Origin of the sequence: Halomonas sp. KAO (assembly GCF_015595025.1) — a bacterium.
Taxonomy (GTDB): domain Bacteria; phylum Pseudomonadota; class Gammaproteobacteria; order Pseudomonadales; family Halomonadaceae; genus Halomonas.
Genome location: NZ_JADNRL010000010.1, coordinates 200,451 through 225,954 on the forward strand (window position 1 = coordinate 200,451; position 25,504 = coordinate 225,954).

The window sequence follows — 25,504 nt, forward strand, 5'->3', positions numbered from 1 at the left end:
CCCTCGTGCGGGGCGCCTTACGTTTCCGCCTTACGGAGAGCCTCGTGTCATCGCGCTCAACCCGCCCCGCTCCGCCTCCTGAAAACCGCCTGGCGGCCTTTCTGGGCGTATTTCGCTATAGCCGTCGCGCGCTCGTCCTGGTGTGGCAGACCTCCCGGGGCCTCACCGTGGGCCTGGCGATTGCCACCCTGGTGGCCGGCGTACTGCCGGCGGTGGCGGCCTGGCTCGGTCAGCTGATCGTCGATGCCGTGGTGGCCGCCATGGAGCAGCATGCCGAGACGGGCAGCGTGGCGTGGTGGCCGGTGCTGCGCTACGTGCTCGCCGAAGGCGGGGTGATCGCCGCCATCGCCCTGGCGCAACGAGCGCTCTCCGCTCAGCAGTCACTGCTGCGAGCCCTGCTCGGTCAGAAGGTCAATGTGATGATCCTCGAGAAGGCCGGCACCCTTAGCCTGGCACAGTTCGAGGACTCTGAGTTCTATGACAAGCTCACCCGAGCCCGTCGTGAGGCCTCGACCCGCCCCCTGGGGCTGGTCAACAAGACCTTCGCCCTGGCCCAGAACGGCATTTCGCTGGTCAGCTTCGGCGTCCTGCTGGTGCAGTTTTCCCCCTGGGCATTGCTGGTGCTGGTGATCGGGGCACTGCCGGTGTTTATCTCCGAGGCCAAGTTCTCCGGCGATGCCTTCCGGCTGTTCCGCTGGCGCTCGCCCCAGACCCGCATGCAGATGTACCTGGAGACCGTGCTGGCCCGTGAGGACAGCATCAAGGAGGTGAAGCTGTTCGGCCTGGAGCCGCTGCTGCTGGAGCGCTACCGGAAGATCTTCGACACCCTCTACGCCGAGGACCGTCGCCTCACCCTGCGCCGAGAGAGCTGGGGCTTCGCGCTCGGCCTGCTCGGTACCCTGGCCTTCTACGGCGCCTACGCCTGGGTCGTGGTGGAGACCATCACCGGCTCGCTGAGCCTGGGCCAGATGACCATGTACCTGATGGTCTTCAAGCAGGGACAGGCGGCGCTCTCGGCAAGCCTGACCTCGATCAGCGGCATGTACGAGGACAACCTCTACCTCTCCAACCTCTACGAGTACCTGGAGCAGCCGGTGGCCCCGGAGGCGGGCAGCCTGACCACGGGCTCCCGCCCTGGCGACGGCATTCGCTTCGAGAGCGTGAGCTTTACCTACCCCGGCGCCGAAAAGCCCGCCCTTTCAGGCATTTCGCTGCATCTTCGTCCCAACCAGAGCCTGGCGCTGGTGGGCGCGAATGGCTCGGGCAAGACTACCTTGATCAAGCTGCTGACCCGCCTCTATGAGCCGAGCGCGGGGCGAATTCTGCTCGATGGCAACGACCTGCGCGAATGGGACGTCCAGACGCTTCGCCGACGCATCGGGGTCATCTTCCAGGACTTCGTACGCTATCAGATGAAGGTCGGCGAGAACCTCGGGGCCGGCGATGTAGCCGCCTTCGAGGACGAGACACGCTGGCAGGAAGCCGCCCGCCGCGGGCTGGCCGACGATTTCATCACCACCATGCCAGATGGCTACCACACCCAGCTGGGACGCTGGTTCAAGGGGGGCCAGGAACTCTCCGGCGGCCAGTGGCAGAAGATCGCCCTGGCGCGGGCCTATATGCGCCAGAGTGCCGATATCCTGGTACTCGACGAGCCCACCGCGGCCATGGACGCCGCCGCCGAAGCGGCCGTTTACGCCGACTTTCGCGATCATAGCCAGGGCAAGATGACCATCCTCATCTCCCATCGTTTCTCCACGGTGCGCGCCGCCGACCAGATTCTGGTCATCGACGGCGGCGAGATCCTCGAACAGGGCGACCACGCCAGTCTGATGGCCGCCAACGGCCGCTATGCCAGACTGTTCAGGCTCCAGGCCAAGGGCTATGAATAAGCCCCTAGCGCTTATCTCCTATCGCGCGATAAATCGCGCTCCTACGAGGAAAGTCGCTGCCATCGCGCGCCGTAGGAGCCCGATTTATCGGGCGATTGTTCTACGAGAGCAGATGCCATAGCCCGCCGTAGGAGCCCGATTTATCGGGCGATCCAGCGATCGGCTGATAAGCGATTGGCGGTGGCGCAGCTGGCCATCACCGATGACACCTACAAGGATGCCAGCGGGCGGTCCAGTGCACGCAGCAGGGCGTCGTCACGCGCGTAAATATCGGGCCGGAAGACCATCCGCCCGCCCGCGTCCGGATGCACCGTCCAGTAGTGCAGGATGATCGGTACCGGCTCGGCCAGTGGCACATTGCGGGTACGGCTACTCGCCAGCAGGGCGCGAAGGTCGCGATCGCTGCCGGTATCGTCGAACAGCAGCTGAGCGAGCTGCAGCACCCCCTGCACTCGGATACACCCCGAACTGAAGGCACGCCGCTGGCGGGCGAACAGCCCCTTGGCAGGAGTATCGTGCAGATAGACGAGATGGTCGTTGGGAAATCGGACCACCACCTGACCCAGTGCATTGCCCGGTCCCGCGGCCTGACGAATCATCACGCTACCCGGGTTCGACCAGTCGACCTGGCTCGGGCTGAGTCGCCGTCCCGATGGCGTCAGTACCTGCATATTGCGCCGAGCCAGGTAGCTCGGGTCTCGGCGCACGCTGGGAATCACGTCCTCGCGCAGGATGGTCGGGGGCACCGTCCAGGTCGGGTTGACGGTCAGATGGGTGATCTCAGAACGCAACGAGGGCGTCCGTCGGTAGGGCTGGCCCACCACGATACGTGACCGCCAGACATCCCCATTGGGACGAAAATAGCTGACACGGTAGCCGGCGATATCCACCAGCACGAATGCATTGGGCAGGCCGTGCATCAGCCAGCGTGCGCGCTCGAGGTTGAGACGGATCTGGTCGATGCGCCTGCCTACCGGCACATTCAGGGCCTCCCGGGTACGCGGGCCAACGACACCATCCATTTCCAGCAGGTGGCGGTCCTGGAAACGCCTTACCGCCGCCTCAAGCGCGGCATCGAAGCGCTGCGGATCCGGCGCTTCCAGTTTGGCCGCGGGCAGGATCGAGGTGTCTGCCGCCATGACCTCCAGCTCCCCGATCTGGGCCAGGCGATCGCGCAGGATCGCCACATCCGGATGAGTCACGCCACGCCTCAGTGCTGGCCCGCCCTCGGGCAGCATGGGCCAGCCCCCCAGGCGCTGGATATTCCGATACCGGGCCAGCCCCTGGCGTAGCCGCTCATAGGGGGCATAGGCCGGACGCGCCGAGTCGAGCAGTGCCGCGACCCGCCCGGCTTCCACCGCGTGGGTGACCCTCTCCAGAGGCGGCAGCCGCTCATTGATGGGCACTTCCCACTGCGGGTCGATGCTGTGCGGGTCCACCTTGCCATGATGGAGATGACGCAGCGCCGCATACAGGGCTCGGGTCGCCCGGATATCGAAGCGTGCCTGGGCAAGCTCATCGCTGGCCAGAGCCTGGCGATACTCTGCCAGTAGGCGGTCGGCGCCGTAGTCAGCAGGATCCAGGCCATCACGGGCCACCCCCTGCAAGGCCTCGACCAGCCCCTTCACCTGCTCCTCTCGCGTCCAGGCCGGCTGGAACGCGCGCGCCGTATAGAAGGCTTCCAGGCTTCCACCCCGCGGCACCAGGGCCTGCTCCACCGCGGTCATCCTGCGCTCCTGCGGCGTCGACGGCTCCCCCATCACCATGCCGGACACCAGCATGATGATCAGCGTCATCGCAGCTATCGCGACAGGTCGCGGCATGTTCACCCCCCCCAATATCACTAATAGCTAATTTGATGAACCTGGCTCGCCCTTACATCATAGCGAGAAACCAATAGAGTCGAAGTGATGATGCGATCAACCCTTGCCGCCTGGCTGCTCTGTGCAAGCAGCCTGATAGCCAGCGCCTGCACCTTTGCTGGCACGCCCATCGCCCAGGCTCATACCCCCGGATTAGTGAATGTCGACCCCCTGACTCGAACCCTGACTCGCCTGGCACCGAATGCCAACCGCGAGGTGCTCTCGCTGGCCGCCAACGCCCTGTCGTGCGCCGATCCCGATGCCGAGCGTCTGGCGGTGATCGATTACTCCCTGCCCTCCAGCGAGCCCCGCCTGTGGGTCTTCGACCTGCGTCGCAAGAAACTGCTCTTCGAAGAGTTCGTCTCACATGGTCGCGGCTCCGGTGATGCGCTGGCATCGCGTTTCTCGAACACTCCGGAGAGCCACCAGTCGAGTCTCGGGCTGTTTCGCACCATGAACACCTACTACGGACGCAACGGCTATTCGCTACGCCTCGAGGGTCTCGAGCCCGGCGTCAATCACCTGGCCTTCGATCGCGCCATCGTGATGCATGGCGCCGACTATGTCAGCGAGTCCTTTATCGAACAGACCGGGCGCCTGGGCCGCAGCCTGGGATGCCCAGCCGTTCGTCAGGAAATCACCTACCCGCTGATCGACAGCCTCAAGGAAGAGCAGTACCTGTTCGCCTACTATCCCGACCCGGAGTGGCTGGCGAGCTCCACCTACCTCGACTGCAACCGCGATCGAGTGAGACAGCTGGCCATGCAGTCACACGATTAGCATTAGCCGTTGCGGCTAACGGAAATTGAAAGAAGCAGTAGCAACGAGCATTGGCTAAGCTCTATGGAGCTTGTTAGCCATGGTTGATGCTTGGGGTATGAGTTGAGGCTAATCCAACTAGGGCCTGCGACTAACCGGAGGCAAGGCCGGCAAGAAATCGACCGGACGCTGGCATCTCCTGCCGCGCTGACAAACACACAAAGCAACCTTTTAGTCCTAAACCTTTACAAAAATCAATCTACCAACAACACTTTCTCTATTCTACGATTCCAACATCATTGGGCCTAACCACTGCCAGACCCTGACACCAAATAGCGACATTTTGAGAGTGAGAAGCGCTTAGCCTTGGTAATGCTAAGCAATATGGGAACAAGCCCCCCATGGCCGGTGATACTGATCGCCTAGGCGATCAGTATCAAATAATAAATAACAAGCAACATCTAAAGGGTGATGATGGATAAATCTCGCCATGTTCTAATGATAGGTGACCAGCGCCTGACGGCCAGCGCGGCGCTATCACTGAAGCAATATTCATGGCAATTTCAACGTACCAGCTGCCTGGTAGAAGCCAAACGGCTCCTTCTTACATCTCCCCCGCCACTCGGAATTGTGGTAATGGAGCCATCCTACACCATGCCTTCCCTCGAACTGGAGAGGCTGCTCAGCCTGGTACCATGCACCCTATGGGTAGCCCTCCTAGGCGCTGATGATTTGCAGGAGTACCAAGCTCGTGCATTTATCGCCAGGCACTGCCATGCCTACCTTATCCTGCCCTTGAACCCCGATAAAGCCAACCATGTGTTGGAGAGCTCCCTCACCATTTCAGAGGTACTGGCAACACACTCCGGGGCCTGCGACTTCTCGGCTGCACCTGGCTGTAAAGGGGAAATGATCGGCAGGTCTCATGCTATCCATAAACTGCTCAAGGATATAGAAAAAATTGCCCTGGTGGACGCACCGGTGTTGATCACTGGTGAATCTGGTACTGGAAAGGAGCTGACGGCAAGACTGATTCATGAGCACTCACCCAGGCATGGAGGGCCCTTCAACGCCATTAACTGCGGCGCTCTGCCTGCTGGCCTAATCCAGTCTGAACTCTTCGGACATGAGAAAGGGGCTTTCACAGGTGCAGGCAAGTGCAAGGTGGGGATCATCGAGTCGGCATCGGGAGGCACTCTATTTCTCGACGAGATCGGCGATCTACCGATGGAGCTTCAGGTAAACCTGCTGCGATTCCTGGAAGACCACCGTATCCAGCGGCTGGGCAGCCTGCATGAGATAGCGGTGGATGTCAGGATACTCGCCGCGACCCATGTCGATCTTGAACAAGCCATACGATCAGGTGACTTTCGCGAGGACCTCTATCATCGCATCAATGTCCTGCAGGCCAGGATGCCGCCGTTACGCGAACGGCCAGAGGATATTGAGGCCCTGGCAACTCACTACTTCCAGAAGTTTCGGGCCGAGTCACCATACCGAGTACGTGGCTTCAATCATGACAGTCTCGTCACCATGCGTCAGCATCACTGGCCGGGCAATGTACGAGAGCTTGTCAACCGGATCCGTCGCGCCATGGTGATGTGTGAGGAGCGCCTTATCACGCCCGATGACCTTGGCCTGGAAAGGCGAAAGAATGTCATTAGAACACGCCCCTCCCTGGAGGATATTCGGAACTGTGCCGAACGCGAGGCCATTGCTGCCGCACTGGCTCGTAACAGGAACCATGCTCTCCACGCTGCACAGGATCTTGGCATCTCTCGAGCCACCCTGTACCGCCTGATAGACAAGCACTGCGTTCCTCGACCGCTCGATAGCCGAGCCTAACCCACCACAGGAAATGCACTCATGATCCCATATCAGCGTGTACTTATCGGCGTCACAACCCCCCTCCTGTTCATCAGTGCGTCCCCCCTGCTGGCCCAGGAGGCTGTTCAGCCTGTCGGCCAGCAACCGCCGGAGCCTGAACCGCAGTTCAATGTGCAGTCCATAGCGGAGTATGGCGGTGTACTCACCCCACGTGGGCGTCTGATACTCGAGCCCGAGTTCCAGTATTCCCACGAAAGCATCAATCGAATGACCTTCGAAGGGGTCAGTGTGCTCAGCACACTGCTGATCGGAGTATTCACGGCTCAGGACGTCGATCGCGACAACTATACCGCTTCGCTGACCGGCCGCCTGGGCGTTACCGATCGGCTGGAGCTCGAGATGAAGGTGCCCTATGTCTACCGGGACGAGAACGAGAGGGTCAATGTTCCCATCGAGGATGGCGAGGATGATGTCTTCAGCCTCGACCGAGAACTCTCCGGCGACGGCCTGGGCGATATCGAACTGGCCGCCCACTATCAGCTGAACCGTGGGCAGAATGGCATGCCCTTCTTTATCGGTAACCTTCGATACAAGACCACCACCGGTAACGGTCCCTTCGATATTGACCGCAACAGCGAAGGTAATCCGTTGGAGCTCTCAACCGGCACAGGCTTTCACTCGATCGAGCCAAGCATCACCATGCTGCTGCCCTCGGCACCGGCGGTCTACTTCGCCAACCTGGGCTATGTCTTTCATCTGGAAGACAACGTAAACCAGAACTTATCCGGTGAGAATGATGCAGGCCCACTCAATGTCGTTGTCGGCGACGTCGACCCGGGCGATGCCGTTCGTCTCAGCTTCGGCATGGCCTACTCGATCAATCCTCGCACGTCCTTTACGCTGGGCTACAAGAATGACTTTATCGGCAAGACCAAGACCGACTATGTCAATATCGACACTGGTACCACCACCTCGGTACAGTCACAGACATTGAACGTCGGCTCCCTCCTGCTGGGCTGGAATTACTCGCTCAACCCCGATGTCAATATCAATGTCGGGCTCGAGCTTGGCATCACCGAGGATGCCCCGGACACCACCTTGACGTTTCGCATGCCCATCGGCATGAATGTATTCTAGGCTGGCGCGCGTAGCACGACGCCAAGAGACCAGAGACCAGAGACCAGAGACCAGAGACCAGAGACCAGAGACACGTAACAGATATAAAAGAGTGAGACTGCCATTTACAGGCAGCCTCACTCTTTATGTTTTATGATTTATGGCTATGGCGATGACCGATGCGAGAGCGGTAGAAAAAATCGATGTCAGCGCAGAATACCGGAGAATGAATCGAGGATCGCAGCCCGTTTTCTGGCCGCATCCAGGGCACCTATGTTGTTGAGTCGAACACTGATATCGATTCTCTGCTGGATGTGCCGGTTCGATGCGTTGCTGACCACGCCGCTGACGATGGCCTCCCTGGTGATATTGTGCAAGGCTGAGGTAAAACCTTTGGTATCGTTCAAGGCAATACCCGAAAAGTCGGCGAGCCCCGTCAGGTCCACACTACCCGGCGTCACATCGGTTACCGAGAGCGTGCCGGAACCGACCTGGGCCGCCACCCCACCAGGGTCACGCAGGGTCTGTGATACGATACTGGGGCCTGCCTGAGTGAAATTGACCACAGAGACCAGCTCGACCCTGTCGTCGATCATTGTCTGCAGCCGGGCGCCGAAGTCCGCGTCGAGCGCCCCGATTTTGAAGCCGGCGCGCATCTGGCCCATCTCCTCATCCGCGATCACGGTGCCGCGGTAAAAACCGTCCTGGGCGCCACGAGATCGCGATACTTCGGCATAGAGCCTGTCCACGTCGTGAAGCGAGGCAGTCCCGTAGTACTGATGGGTGGGCGTTTCAGGAGCCTCTGCCAGCACCTCCGTAGAAAGCGTTGCGGCCTGAGAGCCAGCCGCCAGGAACAGCGCAGTCGCACAACCCCACCCAAGCCGGCTTGCCGTACCTTGTCGAAAAGCCCGAGAGTTCATCGTGTCATCTCCTCATCACCGACCCAGTTCGTTGTAGGCGGGCAGGGTCAGCAGGCTGGCACCGACGCTCGAACGGTTCACACCTCTGGAGAGCGGGGATTCGGGGCGAACGGCCCAGTCCTGATCATGGTTGAAATGCTGGCGGGCCACTTCAATCTCGGCGCGAGCACCGAGGACAGTACCGCTCCACAGCTGCTCGAACTGCTCGCGAGGCACCACCAGAGTGCCGGCGGCGGGGTCTCCCACCAGAATATTGTCGGCATCGATTCCCTTGACGACGACGAAGTGCTTGTAGCCACCGGTGTTTACCATCGTGATGGCAGGAACACCGATGCGAATGAAGTCATCCAGCGCGATCCGGAACCCGTCGGCATTGAGTCCACTACCATCCAGGTAGCGCTTCATATCGAGCATGGAAAATCCGTATCGCTGAATCTTCTCGGCATCACCAGCGCGAATCATGCTCTCGAAGACCTCGGCCTCGGTGGTGTCACGCTGATAGTGGTAGGTCAGCAGCGTCGCCACGGCGGCCGAACCACAGCTGAAGTCATACTCTTGCTTGACCACCCTGTCCCAGCCTTTCTCCTGCAGGCTCTTGGCCTCGACCTGAAAGTTGCCAAATCGATTGGCGATGGTGACTTGTCCGGCGATAACGTCCATGCTGCTCACGGCGAGCATCAGCGATGCCACGCCACAGCAAATATTCCGAAACACGTTCATGGCGAATCATCTCTTGGTGGACGTATCATGTGGCGAATGCCCGCCGCGTCAATTAGCGATAAACACGCTGATCCCCACCGCGTTATTGATAGAATTTCCGCTGCCAGTCACGGCGCTGAAGATGCCGGTACCGCTATAGCTACCCAGTGCCTCTCGCGCGAAGGTGATATTTCCCGACACCATGTTGCCCCCTATATCGAAGGAGGTATCATTCACCGACGCCTTCATCTTCTGAACGCTCTTGACCGTGTTGACGTTGACAATTTTCTGTCCTTCTCGAGCCCTGGCTTGTTCCATCGTCGCAAGATCCATATGCTCCATGGCTGCAAAGCCCGCTGTGCCCTCTACCGGCCTCTCACTTCCTCCCGCGGCGAACACGGAAACTTCCTGGTACATGTTGATGCCTGTCTCCGCCTGGCTGTACGACGCGCCTACCGCAAGCAGCGCTGCCAGGATAAAGGGCACCGTCGCCGTGTGGCGATGACGCCTCATGCCGGGGCATGAACCAACCGTTTTACTTTTCATGGCGTGACCTCCCAAACTCCATCCCTAGGGACGTTTCATCAAGGAGCCAGTGGAGATTCCTCCACCGGCTCCCGACTCTTGCGTCGTTGCAGCGCGTCATGCGCTCCGGATCAGTTGCCGATGCTCACGTTGCTGTGAGCCGCCACGCTGGTACCGGACAGCTGAGAGTTGTAGAGGCCGGTGGACACGTTCATGTTGTTGATACCACCGAACACTCCGCCTCCCACGGAGACGTTGGCCGCGCCTGTGCGCAGGATGGCTGCACCGCCGTTACCGCCGTTACCGCCGGCACCGCCGCCACCTGCATAAGCGTAGGCATCACCTGTGGCAGCACTGCCGCCACCGCCACCGCCACCGTAGCCGTTGCCGCCATCGCCAGCCACCGCGCTGGCCCAGCCGGTACCGCTGCCGTCGCCACCTGCACCGGAACCAGTGCCGGTACCGCTACCGCTACCGGTGCCGGTGCCGCTGCCTGCACCTCCAGTGCCGGCCGTGGCTCCGGAAGAGGCGCCGGCCGTGGAGTTGGCATTCTGGGAGCCACCTGCACCGCCGGGAGCGAGGAAGCCGCCTGAGCCACCATCGCCGTTCTGGTCGTTATCGGCATTGGAGGCGGAGAGCGCACCACTGCCAGCATCGGCACTACCGCCGGCGCCCAAGCCGAGGCCGGAACCTGTCCCGGTGCCAGTACCTGTACCAGTACCATCACCGCCTGCCCCGGCACCAAGGCCCAGAGATCCGGCGTCGCCACCTTGAGCGCCATTTCCATTTCCACCATTACCGCCGACACCCAGACCGACGTTGAGGGAGAATGCCGCACCACCGGCACCACCGCTAGCACCGGTAGCACCAGCACCACCATTGATATTAATGCGGGCTCCAGTGACAGTTGACGTCATATCCTGGCGAGAGATCACACTGGTGGAGGTGTTGTAGGACTCACTCATGGCCCAGGCGTCGCCGCCACGGCCGGTAGAGCCGCCCATGCCGCCCATGCCGGTACCACTGCCATAGCCACCTGAACCTGCGCCGCCGGTGCCACCCGCGCCACCGGAACCGCCACCACCCAGCAGGCCGCCGTCGTTGTCGTCGCCGCCATCGGCACTACCGCCAGTACCAGCACCACCAGCGCCCAAGCCGAACCCTGCTCCGCCAGTGGAACCACCACTAGAACCACCAACAGCGGTAGCGGTGGAGGTTACATCCTGATCGGCTCCATCAGAGAAGGTTGCGGTTGGGTTGGCATGTGCCGTAGAGATGGCCATTACCAAGGCCAGCAGAGGCGTACCCGCGAGTACAAGATGCTTTTTCATGATCATGTCTCCATTTGTTATTGCTGCTGCAGCCTACGAACCTGCGTCACCGGTTTGACCCGCTTATTTCCCGGCCCCTTGAATGACGCTCGCGTTCGCAGTCGGTAAATACCAAGCAACCCTCATGCCACCAAGGCGGCCAGGGCATGTAACACATGACAACACAAAGAAACTTTTCTCCGCTCTCTTAGGAAAACCGGCATTACGCAGCCAGAGGCCTTAACAGAAAATGTCCAATTGCTGAGACAGTGGGAGACTACATTGGCCTATATACAGGCCAAACTCCGCCCCAATTAAGGTTTCGAGAGACTCTGAAAAGTGCCGCATTAATAAGACTATTAGGGCGTATCGCTAACTTTTTAATAGGTCGAAATCGTCAGAAGATATAGTCAGCAAGATGCCTTACCTTACATTACCCACCTATTCCTTACATTGGACGTACTCTCACGGCCTGTTTGTGTTCTTGGCTTTGACACAGAAAAAGCCAATGAAAATGGACAGGAACAGCACCGATGCTCTTTTGTCTCATGATGAAAATGCCACAAGCTCTCGGTCACCCGGGCTCGCGCCACCAGTCCGGGCTCCAGCTTCTCACGCAGGCCATGCAGTAGCCGTCTGTTCCCCGCCGGTCGCTACCGCTATGCTGCGGCGATACATTGCCGCATTACCGATATCCGACGAGGAGAAGCATGAAAGAGACCAAACGCATCGACCTGGCACTACAGGGTGGCGGTGCCCATGGCGCCTTCACCTGGGGCGTCATGGACCGCCTGCTGGAAGACCCCCGCATCGAGATCGAGGGAATCAGCGGGACCAGCGCTGGGGCCATGAACGGTGTGGTCATGGCCGATGCCCTGACCCGCGGCGACCGCGATACCGCCCGCCAGGCACTGCATGACTTCTGGCAGGCAGTCAGCCGAGCCGGCATGGCCAGCCCAATCCGCCGCGGCCCCCTGGACATACTGACCGACAACTGGAGCCTGGATCACTCCCCGGGGTATGTGACCATGGATCTGATGAGCCGGCTGCTCTCGCCCTATCAGCTCAATCCCTTCGACCTCAACCCTCTGCGGGATATCGTCGCCGAGCGCGTCGATTTCGAGCGGGTACGTCGCTGCCAGGATCTTCATCTCTTCGTCACCGCAACCAATGTGCGAACCGGCAAGCAGCGCATCTTCAAGCGCGAGGAGATGAGTCTCGATGCCGTGATGGCCTCGGCCTGCCTGCCCACGGTATTCAAGGCCGTAGAGATCGACGGTGAGGCCTACTGGGATGGGGGCTACATGGGCAATCCCTCGCTGATGCCACTGATGGAAAACTGCAAGTCCCGGGATATCGTCATCGTGCAGATCAACCCGATCTATCGCGAGGCACTTCCCACCAGCGCCGCGGCGATAATGAACCGTCTCAATGAGATCACCTTCAACGCCTCACTGATCAAGGAGGTGCGAATGATCGCCATGCTCCAGCGCCTGCTGGGCGACCAGGAGGTAGATATCGGCTGCTATGCCGACACCCTCTTTCATCGCATCATCGGCGACGAGGTGCTGGACGAGCTCTCCATCTCGAGCAAGATGAATGCGGAATGGCCCTTCCTCTGCCATCTGCGTGACGCGGGACGCAATACTGCCGAGGCGTGGTTAGCGGAGCACTTTCCAGCCCTCGGTCACCACTCCACTCTCGACGTGGAGCAGGTCTATCAGATAGAGGAGTCGTAATCTGCGTTGACACTCCGCAAGCCCCCCACCTTGCCAGCACCGGAATGGCCCACCATGCTCAGCAATGCGGGGGCACCACTCGCCCCGCCACAGTCCAGGCCAGAGGAGGGATATCTCAGCGCTACTGACACCGTCAGGCCGCTGTCACCTTCCTGACATCGAGCGCTGACAGTGTCGACATCGGGGTGTCACATGACGCCCGTCTAGCGACATTCAGGAGAGCTGCGCCGATGGTACGCATCGACAAGAAGGCCACCCGGCTGTACGTGCTGGACACCAACGTGCTGCTGCACGACCCCGCCGCCATCTACCAATTCGATGAGCATGAGGTCGTCATTCCCATGACCGTGCTCGAAGAGCTCGACAAGCACAAGAACGGCATTCGCGAGATCGCCCGCTCGGCCCGCCAGGTCAGTCGCACCCTGTCAGACCTCACCGCCAATGCCGGTCTCGACCAGATCCGCGAAGGCATCCCCATACCGCGCCTCAACGGCCCCGAGGGCCGGCTGCGCCTGCTCTGCTATACCGACCTGACTACACTCGAAACCCTGGAAGACAGCCCCGACAACCGCATCCTCGCCGAAACCTGCCGACTACATGGCGAGCGCAGTGACGCCTCGGTAATCCTGATCACCAAGGACATCAACCTGCGCGTCAAGGCCGCTGCCCTCGGCGTGCCGGTGGAGGACTACCTCACCGATCGCGTCTTCACCGACAGCGATGCCATGCTGGAAGGGGTCAAGATCTACCCCAATACCGGCAGTGAACTATGGAACGACCTCGCCCTTGATGTCACGGTGGAGCGCGACCACCAGCACCTCACCTACCACCTGAGCGGCGAGATCCCCGTCGCCTGGCACCCCGGGATGCTGGTCGCCGACGACGATGCCGGCTTCGAGGCCGTGGTGCGCGAACTAGGCGACAGGCACGCCCGCCTGAAGCTGCTGACCAACTATCGACACGGCGCCAGCGTCTGGGGAGTGCACGCCAGTGATTGCCGCCAGAACTTCGCCTTCAACCTACTGATGGACGATGACATCGATCTCGTCACCATTGCCGGAAGCGCCGGCACCGGCAAGACCTTCATGACCCTGGCCGCGGCCTTTCAACAGACCCTGGACAGCAAGCGGTTCGAGCGCATGGTCTTCACCCGAGCGCCTATCTCCATGAGCGAGGATATCGGCTTCCTGCCGGGCACCGAGGAGGAGAAGATGTCGCCCTGGATGGGGGCCTTCCATGACAACATGGATAACCTGCTGCGCAATGAAGATGGCGAGTCCAGCTGGGACAACGGAGCCACCCGCCAGCTGCTTGGCGCACGTGTCCAGATCCGGGCTCCCGGCTTCATGCGCGGGCGAACACTCAACGACACCTTCCTGATCATCGACGAGGCACAGAACTTTACTCCCAAGCAGCTCAAGTCGCTGGTCACTCGAGCCGGGCGCAACACCAAGATTGTCTGCCTGGGCAACGTGGGACAGATCGATACGCCTTATCTTACCGCCAATACCTGTGGCATGGCGGCGCTGGTGCAGCGCTTCCGCGACTGGCCCCATGCGGGCCACGTGACCCTCAAGAGCGTGGAGCGCTCTCGCCTGGCGCTGGCCGGGGAGGAGCTGCTTTAACCCGGCTATGCCGGAAGCTGCAACTGGTAAGTAGGCGCCTTCCCTCCTCCGCGAACTGAAGTTCGCGGAGGAGGGGTACAAGCGCGGGGAGACCTAACCTTTGTGCAGCAGGCGGTGCCCCCGCTCTGGAGCTGGGTGGCCAAGGAGGGTGTGCTGCCTTCAGGAGCGATGTTCAGCGGTTGCGATTGACCGCCGCCTCGATCAACGCCTCGCTCTGGCTCCCAGGTCCTTGCCTGAGCACCGTCTGGGCCTCATGCCACAGACAGATCATCTTGCCGCATGAGGCACAATGCACCTTGTCATCCGGGTTCTTCACCTGGGAGACGCGCATCAGATGGCTACCACAGCTCGGGCAGGGCACCGGCAGGCGTAGGTCTTCGGATAGTCCGGACATGCTGAAGGTCTCCTTCTGGTTGGGGATGGTGTGCTGCCATCGTGACGAGGTGAGGGGCGGATTGCCACCCCACCTTCACTTTCTCACTGAGTTTCGGGAGCCTGTATAAGTGTCTCGGGTCCACAGATCCGGTTTCGGCCAGCCCGCTTGGCGCGATAAAGCGCGCGATCCGCCTGGGCGAGTCCCGACTCCAGCGAGGTATCGCCACCGAACGCCGCAAGCCCCAGGCTGACGGTGAAGCGGACCGTCTCGTTGCCCGTCTCCAGCGTAATGGCGGCGACCGCCTCCCGCACGCGCTCCAGCATGCTCCACGCCTCTTCAGGTTGGCTGTCCACCAGCACCACGGCAAACTCCTCTCCGCCGATACGCGCAAAGAGATCATAAGGGCGCAGCGATTCACGACAGGTCGTAGCAAACGCCTGCAACGCCAGATCTCCCAGAGCATGGCCATAGGTGTCGTTCAGGTTCTTGAAATGGTCGATATCGAGCATGGCCAGCGACAGAGTCTCGCCGTGGCGAGCGGCACGTGCCAACGCTGCGTCACCCTGCTCGAAAAAGGCACGCCGGTTGAGGGCCCCGGTCAACATATCGGTAGCCACCAGCTGCTGCACACGGCGCTCCACCTGCTTGCGCTCATCGATATCGATAAGCAGCCCATCCCATATCACATCGCCACCTCCACGCGCCAGGGGCGTAGCGCGAGCCTCAACCCAGCGAACCCCTTGAGGAAGCGTGAGGCGGAACTCCAGCTGCCAGGGCGTAAACGATACCGTAGACTGAGCCAGGCAAGTCTCCAGGCGCTGTCGATCATCCACGGGTAAACAGCCAAGCAGGGTTTCGGGGTCTTCCTGGCACTGCTCCGGCGTCAAGCCGAACAGTGAGCGCAGCACAGCGCTGACATAGAGGAACTCGAGCCGGGCATCGCTATCCTGCCGGAGCCGAAACAGAACTCCCGGCACCCTGGAGACGGTGCCATCCAGGCGCTCCAGCAGCTGGCGCTCGTAGAGAGCCCGCTGTCGCATGCCGGTGACGTCATACTGAATGACCAACAGCCGCAGGGGACCGTGATCACGCTTCAGCGGCTGAATAATGGTGGTCTGGTGACGCAGGGAGCCATCCGCACGGCGACACAGCAACACGCCCTGCCAAGGCATCAGAGTCGTCACGCTCTGCTCGATGGCCTGGGAAATATCACCATGCAGCGGGTCGATATCGAGCGTCACGGCACGCCTGCCGAGCAGTTGGCCGGGCGGAAAGCCGGCATGGCGCTCGAAGTCGGGGTTGACCCGGCATACCACCCCCTGCTCGTCGAGCAGCATGACACTGCCCGGGTAATACTCCAGAAGCAGCGCATCCAGATCAGGCTCCCTGACCGATCGACCACGCCACCACCGCAACCACCTCTCCCCGATTGCTGCCATCTCCTCTCCCCGCGTTATTCCCTGCACAAAAATCGGGCCTTTCCATGCCCTTCTACCAGCCTAGCCCAGTTTCACCCCGGGCATGTACCGCGCGTACCGGTGCCGGCAAGCAAGGCGCCCGACTCGCCGGGCGCCGGTATGATTCAGGCCCTCGCGCTTGAGGGGGTCCAGGCACCGTCCAGTGTCTCGGAGAGCCTGCGGGCATGAAAATCGTGACGACTACCCTGCCTGCAGGCGCCCGAACTGTCGAGACGACCTTTGACGACACTTGTCGTGAGAGAGTGGCTCTCAGCTCACCAGCTGCTTGCTTAGCCAGTGACCGATATCCGTCACCTGCTGAGGGCAGACGGCATGCGCCATGGGGTACTGGCGATAGTGGGCGGGATAGCCCTGGGACTTGACCTTCTCGAAGCCGGCACGCCCCAGCGCCTCGGGCACCACCGGGTCGAAGCTGCCGTGATGCACCTCGATGGGCAGCTCGCGATTGGCCTCGGCCAGGGAGATGTTCTCGGCAGTTGCGAAGTAGGTGGAGAGCGCCAGTAGCCCCCCCAGAGGCTGCTCGAAGGAGAGCGCCGCCTGATAGGCTACCGCGCCTCCCTGGGAGAAACCGGCCAGAATGATGCGCCGACTCTCGATACCGAGATCGATCTGTTCTCGCACCAGCCCCTGAATGCGCTCGGCCGAACGTATCAGCTGCGCCTCGTCGACACGGCGGTCGAGGCTCATCTCCTTGATGTCATACCAGGCCGGCATCACCATGCCACCATTGATGGTCACCGGCAGGCGCGGTGCGTGGGGCAGGATAAAGCGCACTCCGGCGTCGGCGGGCAGCGATAGCGCCGGCACCAGCGGCTCGAAGTCGCGCCCATCGGCGCCCAGGCCGTGAAGAATAAAGACGCAGGCGTCGGCAGGCTTGCCGCCCTTGGGGTCGATGATCAGCTCACCGGGCTCGCTCATGGTCAGGGGTCTCCAGCGGAAAAAGGCTCACCCTAGCGCAATGTGCCCGGGCTGGCCATGGCGGGGCCAGTGCCCCAGACAGCAGAAAGGCCCGCCGAGGCGAGCCTTTCATCACACTGCAGGCATCTCTGCCCGGGCAGTCACATCAGATCAGTCGATGACCTTGATGTTGGAGGCCTGAAGGCCTTTCTTGCCCTGAGTGACCTCGAAGGAGACCTTCTGGCCGTCCTGCAGGGTCTTGAAGCCGTCGGCCTGGATCTCGGAGAAGTGTGCGAACAGGTCGTCGCCGCTGTCGTCCGGAGAGATGAAGCCGTAGCCCTTGGTGTCGTTGAACCACTTGACGGTACCGGTAGCCATTATCGAATTCCTTCAATAGCACTTTGATTTTGCCGGGTAATACCCGAGTTGCAGTGGGTAAAACAAGAAACGTTCCCGGGAAAATCGAGTCGCGCTAGAGCGTTCGATGCCTACCTGGGGTGTTACGACTTGCTAACCAACTGCCCCCAGCATGCCCCCTTGCCGCGCGAAGGTCAAACACTATTTGCGTCACTGGCGGCGATGCTCCGAGGCTCTCTTGCGCCTGCCCGGTGCGCTGTCGCTTACCGGGCTTGGGTGGACCACCAGTGCCACGCGGCTGACCATCGCGTCGGTCTGCGAAGAATCTGATATTTTCATGCAAGCACGACAAAATGAACGATTCTCAAGGAGCATAATGAGTCACGACACCACCCGGCTGAACCGCGAGAGAAACCACTTCGCCGGCCACGAGGCCATCTGGCTGTTCGGCTACGGCTCGCTGATCTGGAAGGCCGACTTCCCCTACCTGGAGCGCCGCCCGGCACATATCCATGGCTGGGTGCGACGCTTCTGGCAGGGTTCTCACGACCACCGCGGCACCCAGGCCGCCCCGGGCCGTGTCGCCACCCTGGTGCGCGAACCAGGGGCGGTCTGCCATGGCATGGCCTACCGCATCACCCCCGAGGTGCTCGCGCCGCTCGATGTGCGCGAGAAGAACGGCTACCTGCGCGAGGTAACCACGCTGTGTTTCGATGACGGGCTCGGCGGCAGCACCCAGGGGCTGGTCTATCTGGCCGGCGCCGACAACGCCGCCTATCTCGGCGAGGCACCGCTGGACGCCATCGCCGCACAGATCGCCGCCTCCCACGGCCCCAGTGGCCCCAATCGCGACTATCTGGTCAACCTGGCCGCGGCACTGCGCGAGCTCGAGGTCGAGGATGAGCACGTCTTCGCCCTGGCCGCACGCCTGCCTCCGGCCGATTGACATTACCTTACCCGCCCCATGCAATGGGGCGGTCTCTTAGTCGCAAAGGAGTGCATCATGTCTCACCTGTCCCGCCTCGCGTCCCCCCCTCTGCGCTTCGGCGCCTACGCGCTCAGCCTGCTGGGCCTGGCTGCCAGCCTGGTGGGCCTGAGTGTTGCCGGTGGCACCTGGGGCTGGGGGGTACTCTCCTTCGGCCTGCTCGCCGCTCTGGGCACCTATGACCTGTGCCAGCGCCGCCATACGGTCAGCCGCAACTACCCGATCCTGGCCCACCTGCGCTACAACCTGGAGTCGTTCGGTCCGGAGATCCGCCAGTACTTCATCCAGAGCGACACCGAGGAAGTGCCCTTCTCCCGCGAGCAGCGGCGGCTGATCTACCAGCGTGCCAAGAACATCAGCGACAAGCGCCCCTTCGGCTCGCTGCATCATATGCGCCATCCCGGCTACGAATGGATAAGCCCCTCCCTGGCGCCAACCCATATCGCCCCCACCAGCCTGCGTATCACCGTAGGGGCCGAACGCACCAGACCCTACTCGGCCAGCGTGTTCAATATCTCGGCGATGAGCTTCGGCGCGCTCTCCGCCAACGCCATCAGCGCCCTCAACGATGGCGCCTGCGAAGGCGGCTTCTATCACGACACCGGCGAAGGGGCCATCTCGCCCTATCATCGTCGCGGCGGCGACCTGGTATGGGAGATCGGTTCGGGCTACTTCGGGTGTCGCGACTCGGCAGGTGACTTCGACCCCGAGCGCTTCCGTGAGAACGCTCGGGATAACGCCGTCAGGATGATCGAGATCAAGCTTTCCCAGGGAGCGAAGCCGGGCCACGGCGGCATCCTGCCCGGCGCCAAGGTCACCGAGGAGATCGCCAGCACCCGCGGCGTCCCCCCGGGACGCGACGTCATCTCCCCGGCGGCTCATACGGCCTTCACGACCCCTCGCGAGCTGATCGATTTCATCGTGCGGTTGCGTGAACTGGCCGGCGACAAGCCGGTGGGCATCAAGCTGGCCATCGGTCACCCCTGGGAGTGGTTCGCCATCGTCAAGGCGATGCTCGAGACCGGCGAGCACCCCGACTTCGTGGTGGTCGACGGCGGTGAAGGCGGTACCGGCGCCGCCCCCCTGGAGTTCATCAACCGCCTGGGGATGCCGCTGGACGAGGCCCTGCTGCTGGTCCACAACACCCTGGTGGGGGCCGGTCTGCGCGACCGTGTGAACCTGGCCGCGGCCGGCAAGCTGGTCAACGCCTTCGATATCGCACGCGCCATGGCGCTGGGAGCCGACTGGTGCAACGCTGCCCGGGGCTTCATGTTTGCCCTGGGCTGCATCCAGGCCCGCAGCTGCCACACCGACCGCTGCCCCAGCGGCGTGGCCACCCAGGATACCCTGCGCGGCAGCCGCCTGGACGTGCCGACCAAGGCGCACCGGGTGGCAAGCTTCCATGCCAATACCGTTGCCGCCCTGGCCGAGATGCTCGGCGCCGCGGGGCTTCGCCACGCCTCCGAGCTGGGCCCGGAGCATATCTCCCACCGCCTCACACGCCACGAGGTGAAGAGCTTCGCCGAGCTCCACGACTTCCTGACTCCAGGTGAGCTGCTGGTGGGCGGTGCCGAGCGCCACCCGGTGTTCCGCGACTACTGGGAGAGTGCCTGCGCCGATAGCTTCGCCCCGCCCGAAGCGCTGGCGAGACTGCGCGACAGCAAGCTCTACTAGCTCATTCCACCACCCGACAAGAGGGCCCGGCGCCTGATGCGCCGGGTCCTCTTCTGCATGCCTGCGTTGGTTGCCGGGCGGCTCCCCGACGACGGCTCAGTCGCGCTCGACCTCGAGCACCTCTCCATCGAGGGTATTGACCTTCAGCTCACGACCATCGGCCTCATAGTCTTCGATCTCGATGCGACCATCGTGGTCGGCCTGGAACTCATCGAACTCGACCAGGCCCTCGGCCACGGCCAGTACCATGGCATCGCGCACCTCGGCCTCACTGAGCCCCCAGGCACCGCTGTCACGCCACCTGCGCTCCTCCTTGAGGCTCTCCCGCTGGTCAGGTCAAAGCTCACCTCGGCTGCCACGCCTCATCGAGCCAGCCTTCCACCTAGAGGTCGAGTTCGACGCAGAAAGCGGCGAGCTGGTCGGCATGGAGAGGGTAAGGATCGATGCCATGCGCCGCCGGGAGGAGGCGCCATGAAGGTACTGCCGGTGAAGGACGACCGCGCCCTGAGTGAGGCACTCGGCAGCGCGCTGCGAGAACGCTCCTGAACCGCAGCTCACTCCCGCGTATCGGCGCAGTCGTGGCGATCCTCGAGCTGGATGGTGGCGTGATAGATGCCGTAGCGCTCCATCAGCAGGGTCTTGATCTCGATCAGAACCGCCTGGCGGTCCTCTCCGCCGTCCACCGCTGCATGTAGCGAAGCCAGGTGGCGCGCCGGGGTCAGGGACCATAGATGCACATGGTGAACATCATGCACCGCCGGCAGTGCCGCGGGAATTTCCCGGCGCAGCTGCTCGCCGGTAGGCTCCTGCGGCGCCCCCTCGAGCAGGATATGCCCCGACTCCCGGGTCAGCTTCCAGGCACTCTTCAGGATCAACGCCGCGACCAGCAGCGACAGCAGCGGGTCGATGGGCGTCCAGCCGGTGGCGAGTATCACCAGCGCGGCGATGATAGCCGCTACCGAGCCGAGCAGGTCACCCAGCACATGCAGGGCCGCACCACGGATATTGAGATTGTCGCGATCACCGCCGTGAAGGATAGCGAACACCAGCAGGTTGACCACCAGCCCCAGGGTGGCAATGACCAGCATAGGGACTCCCATGACCGCCACCGGTGACATGAAGCGACGCACCGCCTCGATGCCAATCCACACCACGATGGCGATCAGCGTCAGGCCATTGACGAAGGCGGCCAGGGTCTGCACCCGGTGGTAGCCATAGCTGCGCCGGCTGTCCGCCGGTCGGCGACTGATCCAGGCGGCGAACCAGGCCAGCCCCAGGGCCGCGGCATCGGTAAGCATATGGCCGGCATCGGCCAGCAGCGCCAGCGAACCTGACAGGATACCGCCCACCACCTCGGCAAGCATGAAACCGGCGGTGAGCAGGATGCCCCAGAACAGCCGGCGCTGGCTGTCGTGGCTGTTCGAGTCGTGTTGATGAGAATGATCGTGAGCCATGACCTCTCCGCGAGTGTCGGCATGGGTCAACCCAGCGGGGCGAGCGGTATCTCGCCCGAGCCGCCCGGGGATGGAGTCGGTGACGCCAAGGCAGTCACATCACCGGTACACCGATCAGCCATGTATGCAGATAAAAGGCAAACACGAGATAGGCCACCAGGCCGACCACCACGGCCGTGACGGTACCGGCCGCACTCGGAGCTGGCACCTCTGCACGTGGGCGGCGGCGAGCCGATCGAAAATCGAAGATTGCCCATACCAGGAAGGCGCCGAACAGCACGATATCGCCCAGCCGCCCGTTGGCCAGCAGATGGGCGAAGGCCCAAAGCTTCACCGCCAGGATCATCGGATGACCGAGCCTCGCCTTGAGGTGATTACGCGGCACATACGCCGCCACCAGCAGCACGAAGGCGGGTATCATGAACAGCGACACCACATGGCGCAGCGCCACCGGCGGCTGCCAGATCCACACCGGATCCAGGCGCGTCTGCCCATAGCCCCAGATCACCATGGCCAGACCGAGAATCGAAACTACCGAGTAGGCCGCCTTCCAGGGCAGCTCACCCATTCGTCGTATCTGGGCGCCTCGCCAGTCATCGGCCAGAATGCGCACCGAGTGCGCCCCGAGAAAGATCAACAGGCCGATCAGCAGCACGGTCATGGTCGTAACCTCCATCAATGAAAAGGGGTCGGCGTGGAACAAAGCCGCTGCCAGCGTAGTCGTTTGCCTTGGCTGGGGCCAGGGAGGTCGATCGCCGGGGCTCACCGAACAGACTGACATCAGCAAAGGATGGCCATGCCACAAGATACGACTCCCCTGCCCGATGTGCTCGCCGGCCCCCTGCTGCGCCGCCTGGCTCCCGACCGCCTGGCACTGTGGCTGGCCACCAGCCGCCCCCTGTCGCTATCGCTCGAGCTGGTGCCCACGAATGAATCGCCTCGCCGGCTAGCCATTGCCGACGATCATTGCCGGCGAGTGCCGGTGGGGCGCCACGCCTGGCTGTATCTGATCGACCTGCCGCTGGAGGACCCGCTGCCTCGGGATGCCCTGATCACCTACGACCTTTACCTGCACGATGGTGATCAGGAGCGCGGCATCGCCGGCTGGGGGCCACACCTGCTCGACGCCGATGGCGAACTGCCCACCTTCGTGCTGGCCAGTCGCCACCACCGGCTGCTGCATGGCTCCTGTCGCAAGCCCCACCATGACGGCGGCGACGGTCTGGTGCGCGCCGAGGCGTGGCTGGCCGAGCGCCGCGCAGCCCCCGAGGAGCGCCCCGCCTGGCTGCTGATGACCGGCGACCAGGTCTACGCCGACGATGTCGCCGGTCCCATGCTGGTGGCGATTCATGCCCTGATCCATCGCCTGGAGCTGTTCGACGAGCCGCTGGAGGGTGCCGTGGTGGCCGATAGCCGGGCGTTGCATGGCGACGCCGCACACTATTACGACCGCGAGTCGCTGTTGCCCGATGTCGAGAGTTCGGAGAATCTGCGAGAGCGCTTCTTCGGCGGCGTGCGCAAGCCGATATTCACCTCGGCCAATGCCCACAACCATCTGGCCACCTTCGCCGAGATGGTCGCCATGTATCTGCTGGTGTGGTCGCCGACGCCCTGGGAGCTGGTCGAGGTGGGACCGCCGACGCTCGACGCCGAGCATACGTCGCTGTTCCGCGAACAACAGGCGGTGATCGAGCGCTTCGTGGCGGGATTGCCGGCCTGCGCACGCCTGCTTGCTCGGCTGCCCACTCTGATGATCTTCGACGATCACGATATCACCGACGACTGGAACCTCACCGCCGACTGGGAGCACACCGCCTACGGCCACCCCTTCTCGCGGCGCATCATCGGCAACGCCCTGCTGGGCTACCTGTTGTGCCAGGGCTGGGGCAACGACCCCGAACGCCTGGCCGAACCGCTGAACGAATGCACGCATGTGCTCGAGGCCGCCAGGGGGAATGGCGGCTGGCTCGACGGCGAGGCCCTGGATGCCATGATCCAGCGCCTGCTGCGCTTCGAAGGCTGGGAGTATCAGGTGCCGGGGGAGCCACCTCTGGTGGTGCTCGATACCCGAACCCGGCGCTGGCGCAGCGAGCGCAGTCCCAAGCGTCCCTCGGGGCTGATGGACTGGGAGGCGCTCAGCGACTTCCAGCAGGCACTGCTCGGCCACCCCTCGACGATCATCGTCTCACCGGCGCCGATGTTCGGCGTCAAGCTGATCGAAGTGATCCAGAAACTCTTTAGCCTGGCCGGCAAGCCGCTGGTAGTCGATGCCGAGAACTGGATGGCTCACCGCGGCGCCGCCAAGGTGCTGCTCAATATCTTCCGCCACTCGCGCACCCCGGGGAACTACGTCATCCTCTCCGGCGACGTGCATTACTCCTTCGCCTACGACATCCGAATCCGCCAGCGCAGCCATGGACCACGGCTCTGGCAGATCACCTCCAGCGGCATCAAGAACGCCTTTCCCGACACCCTGCTCGACTGGTTCGACCGCCTGAACCGCTGGCTCTATGCGCCCTGGTCACCGCTCAACTGGCTCACCAAGCGCCGACGCCTGGCCATCACGCCCCGCGACCCGGATCGTGCCCGCGCCGGCGAGCGGCTCTGGAACGGCAGCGGGATCGGCCTGGTCGACTTCGATGAACAAGGCCGCCCCCGCGATATCCGCCAGCTGGACGCCCGCGGCTTCGAGGTGCGCTTTCCACCGGAATCTCACCAAGAGGCCTGACGCCGCCGCCAGAGCATCAGGCCACCGGCCATCACCAGCCAGGTCATGGCGGCGGCGATCACGTCGTCGAGCACGATGCCGACGCCGCCGGGCATGGTTTCGACCAGGCTCACCGGCGGCGGCTTGGTGGCGTCGAACAGGCGATAGACCACGAAGGCGGAGGCCAGCGCCAGAGGCTGACGCGCCGCCGCCTGACCCACTACCGCCACCGGGAAGGCGACGATCTCGTCGAGCACGATGCGCCCATCATCCTTGTCGCCCAGCGCCTGCTCGGCCAGGTGACATACCGGCACCGCGGCCAGCAGCAGCGTCAGCGTGACCGCGACCTGTATCCGCCAAGTGCGTCCCAGCAGCCACCAGGCCAGCGGCAGGCCGAGCAGCGAGCCCAGCGTGCCCGAGGCCCAGGGCGAGAGCCCCAGGCCGAGGCCGGTGGCCAGGGTCATCAGAGGGTCGACCATCAACCGGCCTCCCGGGCCTGGTGTTCAAGCTCCGTGGTCACCTCCCCCGGCAGTGACAGGGCGCGGCCGAGCTGGTCGAGCCAGGCGCGCTCCATGGCGTTCTGCTCGTCGACCACCGCCACGCTGATCAGGTACATCTCGCGGGCCGCCTGGGGCGAATCGACCTGCGCCGCCAGCGCCTCGGCGTCCAGCGGCGCCTGAAGCTGACGCTCCACCCAGGCATGCAGCTCCTGATCGGCCCCCAGGGCATCGATCTGGCCGGCGATCAGTTCCCGCTCCTGATCATCGATATGCCCGTCAGCGCGGGCGGCCATGATCATCGCCTGCAGCAGCTCCAGGCTGCGCCGCTCGCGCGCCTCGCCCCCCAGCTGTTCCACCGGCTCACCCTCGGCGGGCGCTGCACCGCCCTGCCCGCCTGATGAGGAGGCGCCGTCGCGCGAGTTCTGCCACGCCTTCCAGGCCAACACTCCCACGCCGGCGATGGCGCCATACTTGAGCGCCTTGCCGCCCAGCTTGCGGCCCCGCTTGGAGCCCACCAGCAGTCCCAGGGCGCCGCCGCCCAGCAGGCTCTTGACATCGAAGCCCGAGCCACCGCCCTGGCTGCCGCTGCCCTGGCTATCTCCACCCTCTCTATTTGCACCCTGATTACCGCCGCCCTGTCCACCGCCAAACTGGCGGGAGAGGCCATCGAGCATGCCCTTGATATCCAGGCCCTGGCCGCCCTCGTTAGACCGGCTGCCGGAACCGCCGGCCTGCTTCATCAGCTGCTCGAGTATCTTGCTGGCATTCATCGCGCTCTCCTCCTGGCTGAACACTCCCCCTA

The 25,504-nt window shown here is 62.9% G+C and carries 24 protein-coding genes; 10 read left to right on the plus strand and 14 right to left on the minus strand.

Going from position 1 to position 25,504, the window contains the following annotated elements; genetic code table 11:
- The first annotated feature begins 44 nt into the window (after positions 1–44).
- Positions 45–1,892 carry an ABC transporter ATP-binding protein gene (locus IOC61_RS04860; RefSeq protein WP_311430481.1) on the plus strand — a complete coding sequence of 616 codons (1,848 nt, stop codon included), beginning with the start codon at positions 45–47 and terminating at the stop codon, positions 1,890–1,892.
- Between the two features lie 209 nt (positions 1,893–2,101).
- Here IOC61_RS04860 and IOC61_RS04865 read toward each other — a convergent pair whose 3' ends face one another.
- Positions 2,102–3,688: a L,D-transpeptidase family protein gene (locus IOC61_RS04865; protein ID WP_195687743.1), complete on the minus strand. Its 1,587-nt coding sequence runs from the start codon at positions 3,686–3,688 to the stop codon at positions 2,102–2,104.
- Positions 3,689–3,802: 114 nt separating this feature from the next.
- On the opposite strand from IOC61_RS04865, the gene IOC61_RS04870 reads away from it, so the two are divergent.
- The 3 genes from IOC61_RS04870 (at position 3,803) to IOC61_RS04880 (ending at position 7,477) form a co-directional block, all read left to right on the plus strand.
- On the plus strand, positions 3,803–4,534 hold the full coding sequence (locus tag IOC61_RS04870; protein ID WP_420706330.1) for a murein L,D-transpeptidase catalytic domain family protein: 732 nt from the start codon (positions 3,803–3,805) through the stop codon (positions 4,532–4,534).
- A 453-nt stretch (positions 4,535–4,987) separates the two neighbouring features.
- Positions 4,988–6,358: a sigma-54 interaction domain-containing protein gene (locus IOC61_RS04875; RefSeq protein ID WP_195687802.1), complete on the plus strand. Its 1,371-nt coding sequence runs from the start codon at positions 4,988–4,990 to the stop codon at positions 6,356–6,358.
- 21 nt (positions 6,359–6,379) lie between these two features.
- Positions 6,380–7,477 carry a transporter gene (locus IOC61_RS04880; RefSeq protein WP_195687744.1) on the plus strand — a complete coding sequence of 366 codons (1,098 nt, stop codon included), beginning with the start codon at positions 6,380–6,382 and terminating at the stop codon, positions 7,475–7,477.
- A 185-nt stretch (positions 7,478–7,662) separates the two neighbouring features.
- Here the strand turns inward: IOC61_RS04880 and IOC61_RS04885 are convergent, their stop codons facing one another.
- From IOC61_RS04885 to IOC61_RS04900, 4 genes are all read right to left on the minus strand, one after another.
- Positions 7,663–8,376, minus strand: a complete 714-nt coding sequence (locus IOC61_RS04885) for a hypothetical protein (protein WP_195687745.1) — start codon at positions 8,374–8,376, stop codon at positions 7,663–7,665.
- Positions 8,377–8,391: 15 nt separating this feature from the next.
- Complete coding sequence (locus IOC61_RS04890; protein ID WP_195687746.1) at positions 8,392–9,096, minus strand: C39 family peptidase; 705 nt, start codon at positions 9,094–9,096, stop codon at positions 8,392–8,394.
- Positions 9,097–9,144: 48 nt separating this feature from the next.
- Positions 9,145–9,621 carry a hypothetical protein gene (locus IOC61_RS04895; RefSeq protein WP_195687747.1) on the minus strand — a complete coding sequence of 159 codons (477 nt, stop codon included), beginning with the start codon at positions 9,619–9,621 and terminating at the stop codon, positions 9,145–9,147.
- 110 nt (positions 9,622–9,731) lie between these two features.
- Positions 9,732–10,754: a hypothetical protein gene (locus IOC61_RS04900; protein WP_195687748.1), complete on the minus strand. Its 1,023-nt coding sequence runs from the start codon at positions 10,752–10,754 to the stop codon at positions 9,732–9,734.
- An 866-nt stretch (positions 10,755–11,620) separates the two neighbouring features.
- Here IOC61_RS04900 and IOC61_RS04905 point away from each other — a divergent pair.
- Together IOC61_RS04905 and IOC61_RS04910 are read left to right on the plus strand one after the other, a co-directional pair.
- On the plus strand, positions 11,621–12,649 hold the full coding sequence (locus tag IOC61_RS04905) for a patatin-like phospholipase family protein (protein ID WP_195687749.1): 1,029 nt from the start codon (positions 11,621–11,623) through the stop codon (positions 12,647–12,649).
- A gap of 230 nt (positions 12,650–12,879) precedes the next feature.
- On the plus strand, positions 12,880–14,274 hold the full coding sequence (locus IOC61_RS04910; protein WP_195687750.1) for a PhoH family protein: 1,395 nt from the start codon (positions 12,880–12,882) through the stop codon (positions 14,272–14,274).
- A gap of 172 nt (positions 14,275–14,446) precedes the next feature.
- Here IOC61_RS04910 and IOC61_RS04915 read toward each other — a convergent pair whose 3' ends face one another.
- From IOC61_RS04915 to IOC61_RS04930, 4 genes are all read right to left on the minus strand, one after another.
- Positions 14,447–14,668, minus strand: a complete 222-nt coding sequence (locus tag IOC61_RS04915; protein ID WP_195687751.1) for a hypothetical protein — start codon at positions 14,666–14,668, stop codon at positions 14,447–14,449.
- Positions 14,669–14,751: 83 nt separating this feature from the next.
- Positions 14,752–16,089 (minus strand): sensor domain-containing diguanylate cyclase, encoded by a 1,338-nt coding sequence (locus IOC61_RS04920; RefSeq protein WP_195687752.1) that lies wholly within the window; start codon positions 16,087–16,089, stop codon positions 14,752–14,754.
- A gap of 288 nt (positions 16,090–16,377) precedes the next feature.
- Positions 16,378–17,046: an alpha/beta hydrolase gene (locus tag IOC61_RS04925; protein WP_195687753.1), complete on the minus strand. Its 669-nt coding sequence runs from the start codon at positions 17,044–17,046 to the stop codon at positions 16,378–16,380.
- Between the two features lie 150 nt (positions 17,047–17,196).
- Positions 17,197–17,403: a cold-shock protein gene (locus IOC61_RS04930; RefSeq protein ID WP_023005734.1), complete on the minus strand. Its 207-nt coding sequence runs from the start codon at positions 17,401–17,403 to the stop codon at positions 17,197–17,199.
- A gap of 355 nt (positions 17,404–17,758) precedes the next feature.
- Between IOC61_RS04930 and IOC61_RS04935 the strand changes: the two genes are divergently transcribed.
- Together IOC61_RS04935 and IOC61_RS04940 are read left to right on the plus strand one after the other, a co-directional pair.
- On the plus strand, positions 17,759–18,328 hold the full coding sequence (locus IOC61_RS04935) for a gamma-glutamylcyclotransferase (protein ID WP_195687754.1): 570 nt from the start codon (positions 17,759–17,761) through the stop codon (positions 18,326–18,328).
- Positions 18,329–18,385: 57 nt separating this feature from the next.
- Positions 18,386–20,041 (plus strand): FMN-binding glutamate synthase family protein, encoded by a 1,656-nt coding sequence (locus IOC61_RS04940; protein ID WP_195687755.1) that lies wholly within the window; start codon positions 18,386–18,388, stop codon positions 20,039–20,041.
- A 96-nt stretch (positions 20,042–20,137) separates the two neighbouring features.
- Here the strand turns inward: IOC61_RS04940 and IOC61_RS04945 are convergent, their stop codons facing one another.
- Positions 20,138–20,290, minus strand: a complete 153-nt coding sequence (locus IOC61_RS04945) for a hypothetical protein (RefSeq protein ID WP_195687756.1) — start codon at positions 20,288–20,290, stop codon at positions 20,138–20,140.
- Here IOC61_RS04945 and IOC61_RS04950 point away from each other — a divergent pair.
- Positions 20,289–20,516: a hypothetical protein gene (locus IOC61_RS04950; protein WP_195687757.1), complete on the plus strand. Its 228-nt coding sequence runs from the start codon at positions 20,289–20,291 to the stop codon at positions 20,514–20,516. The genes IOC61_RS04945 and IOC61_RS04950 overlap by 2 nt on opposite strands.
- 79 nt (positions 20,517–20,595) lie before the next feature.
- Here the strand turns inward: IOC61_RS04950 and IOC61_RS04955 are convergent, their stop codons facing one another.
- Positions 20,596–21,495: a cation diffusion facilitator family transporter gene (locus IOC61_RS04955; RefSeq protein WP_195687758.1), complete on the minus strand. Its 900-nt coding sequence runs from the start codon at positions 21,493–21,495 to the stop codon at positions 20,596–20,598.
- 94 nt (positions 21,496–21,589) lie between these two features.
- Positions 21,590–22,156 carry an NnrU family protein gene (locus IOC61_RS04960; protein ID WP_195687759.1) on the minus strand — a complete coding sequence of 189 codons (567 nt, stop codon included), beginning with the start codon at positions 22,154–22,156 and terminating at the stop codon, positions 21,590–21,592.
- Between the two features lie 135 nt (positions 22,157–22,291).
- Between IOC61_RS04960 and IOC61_RS04965 the strand changes: the two genes are divergently transcribed.
- On the plus strand, positions 22,292–24,223 hold the full coding sequence (locus IOC61_RS04965; RefSeq protein ID WP_420706331.1) for an alkaline phosphatase D family protein: 1,932 nt from the start codon (positions 22,292–22,294) through the stop codon (positions 24,221–24,223).
- Here the strand turns inward: IOC61_RS04965 and IOC61_RS04970 are convergent.
- Together IOC61_RS04970 and IOC61_RS04975 are read right to left on the minus strand one after the other, a co-directional pair.
- Positions 24,208–24,681 (minus strand): phosphatidylglycerophosphatase A, encoded by a 474-nt coding sequence (locus IOC61_RS04970; protein ID WP_195687761.1) that lies wholly within the window; start codon positions 24,679–24,681, stop codon positions 24,208–24,210. The two genes, IOC61_RS04965 and IOC61_RS04970, sit on opposite strands and share 16 nt — an antisense overlap.
- On the minus strand, positions 24,681–25,472 hold the full coding sequence (locus tag IOC61_RS04975) for a tellurite resistance TerB family protein (RefSeq protein WP_195687762.1): 792 nt from the start codon (positions 25,470–25,472) through the stop codon (positions 24,681–24,683). Before IOC61_RS04975 ends, IOC61_RS04970 begins: the two co-directional genes overlap by 1 nt.
- Between the last annotated feature and the right edge of the window lie 32 nt (positions 25,473–25,504).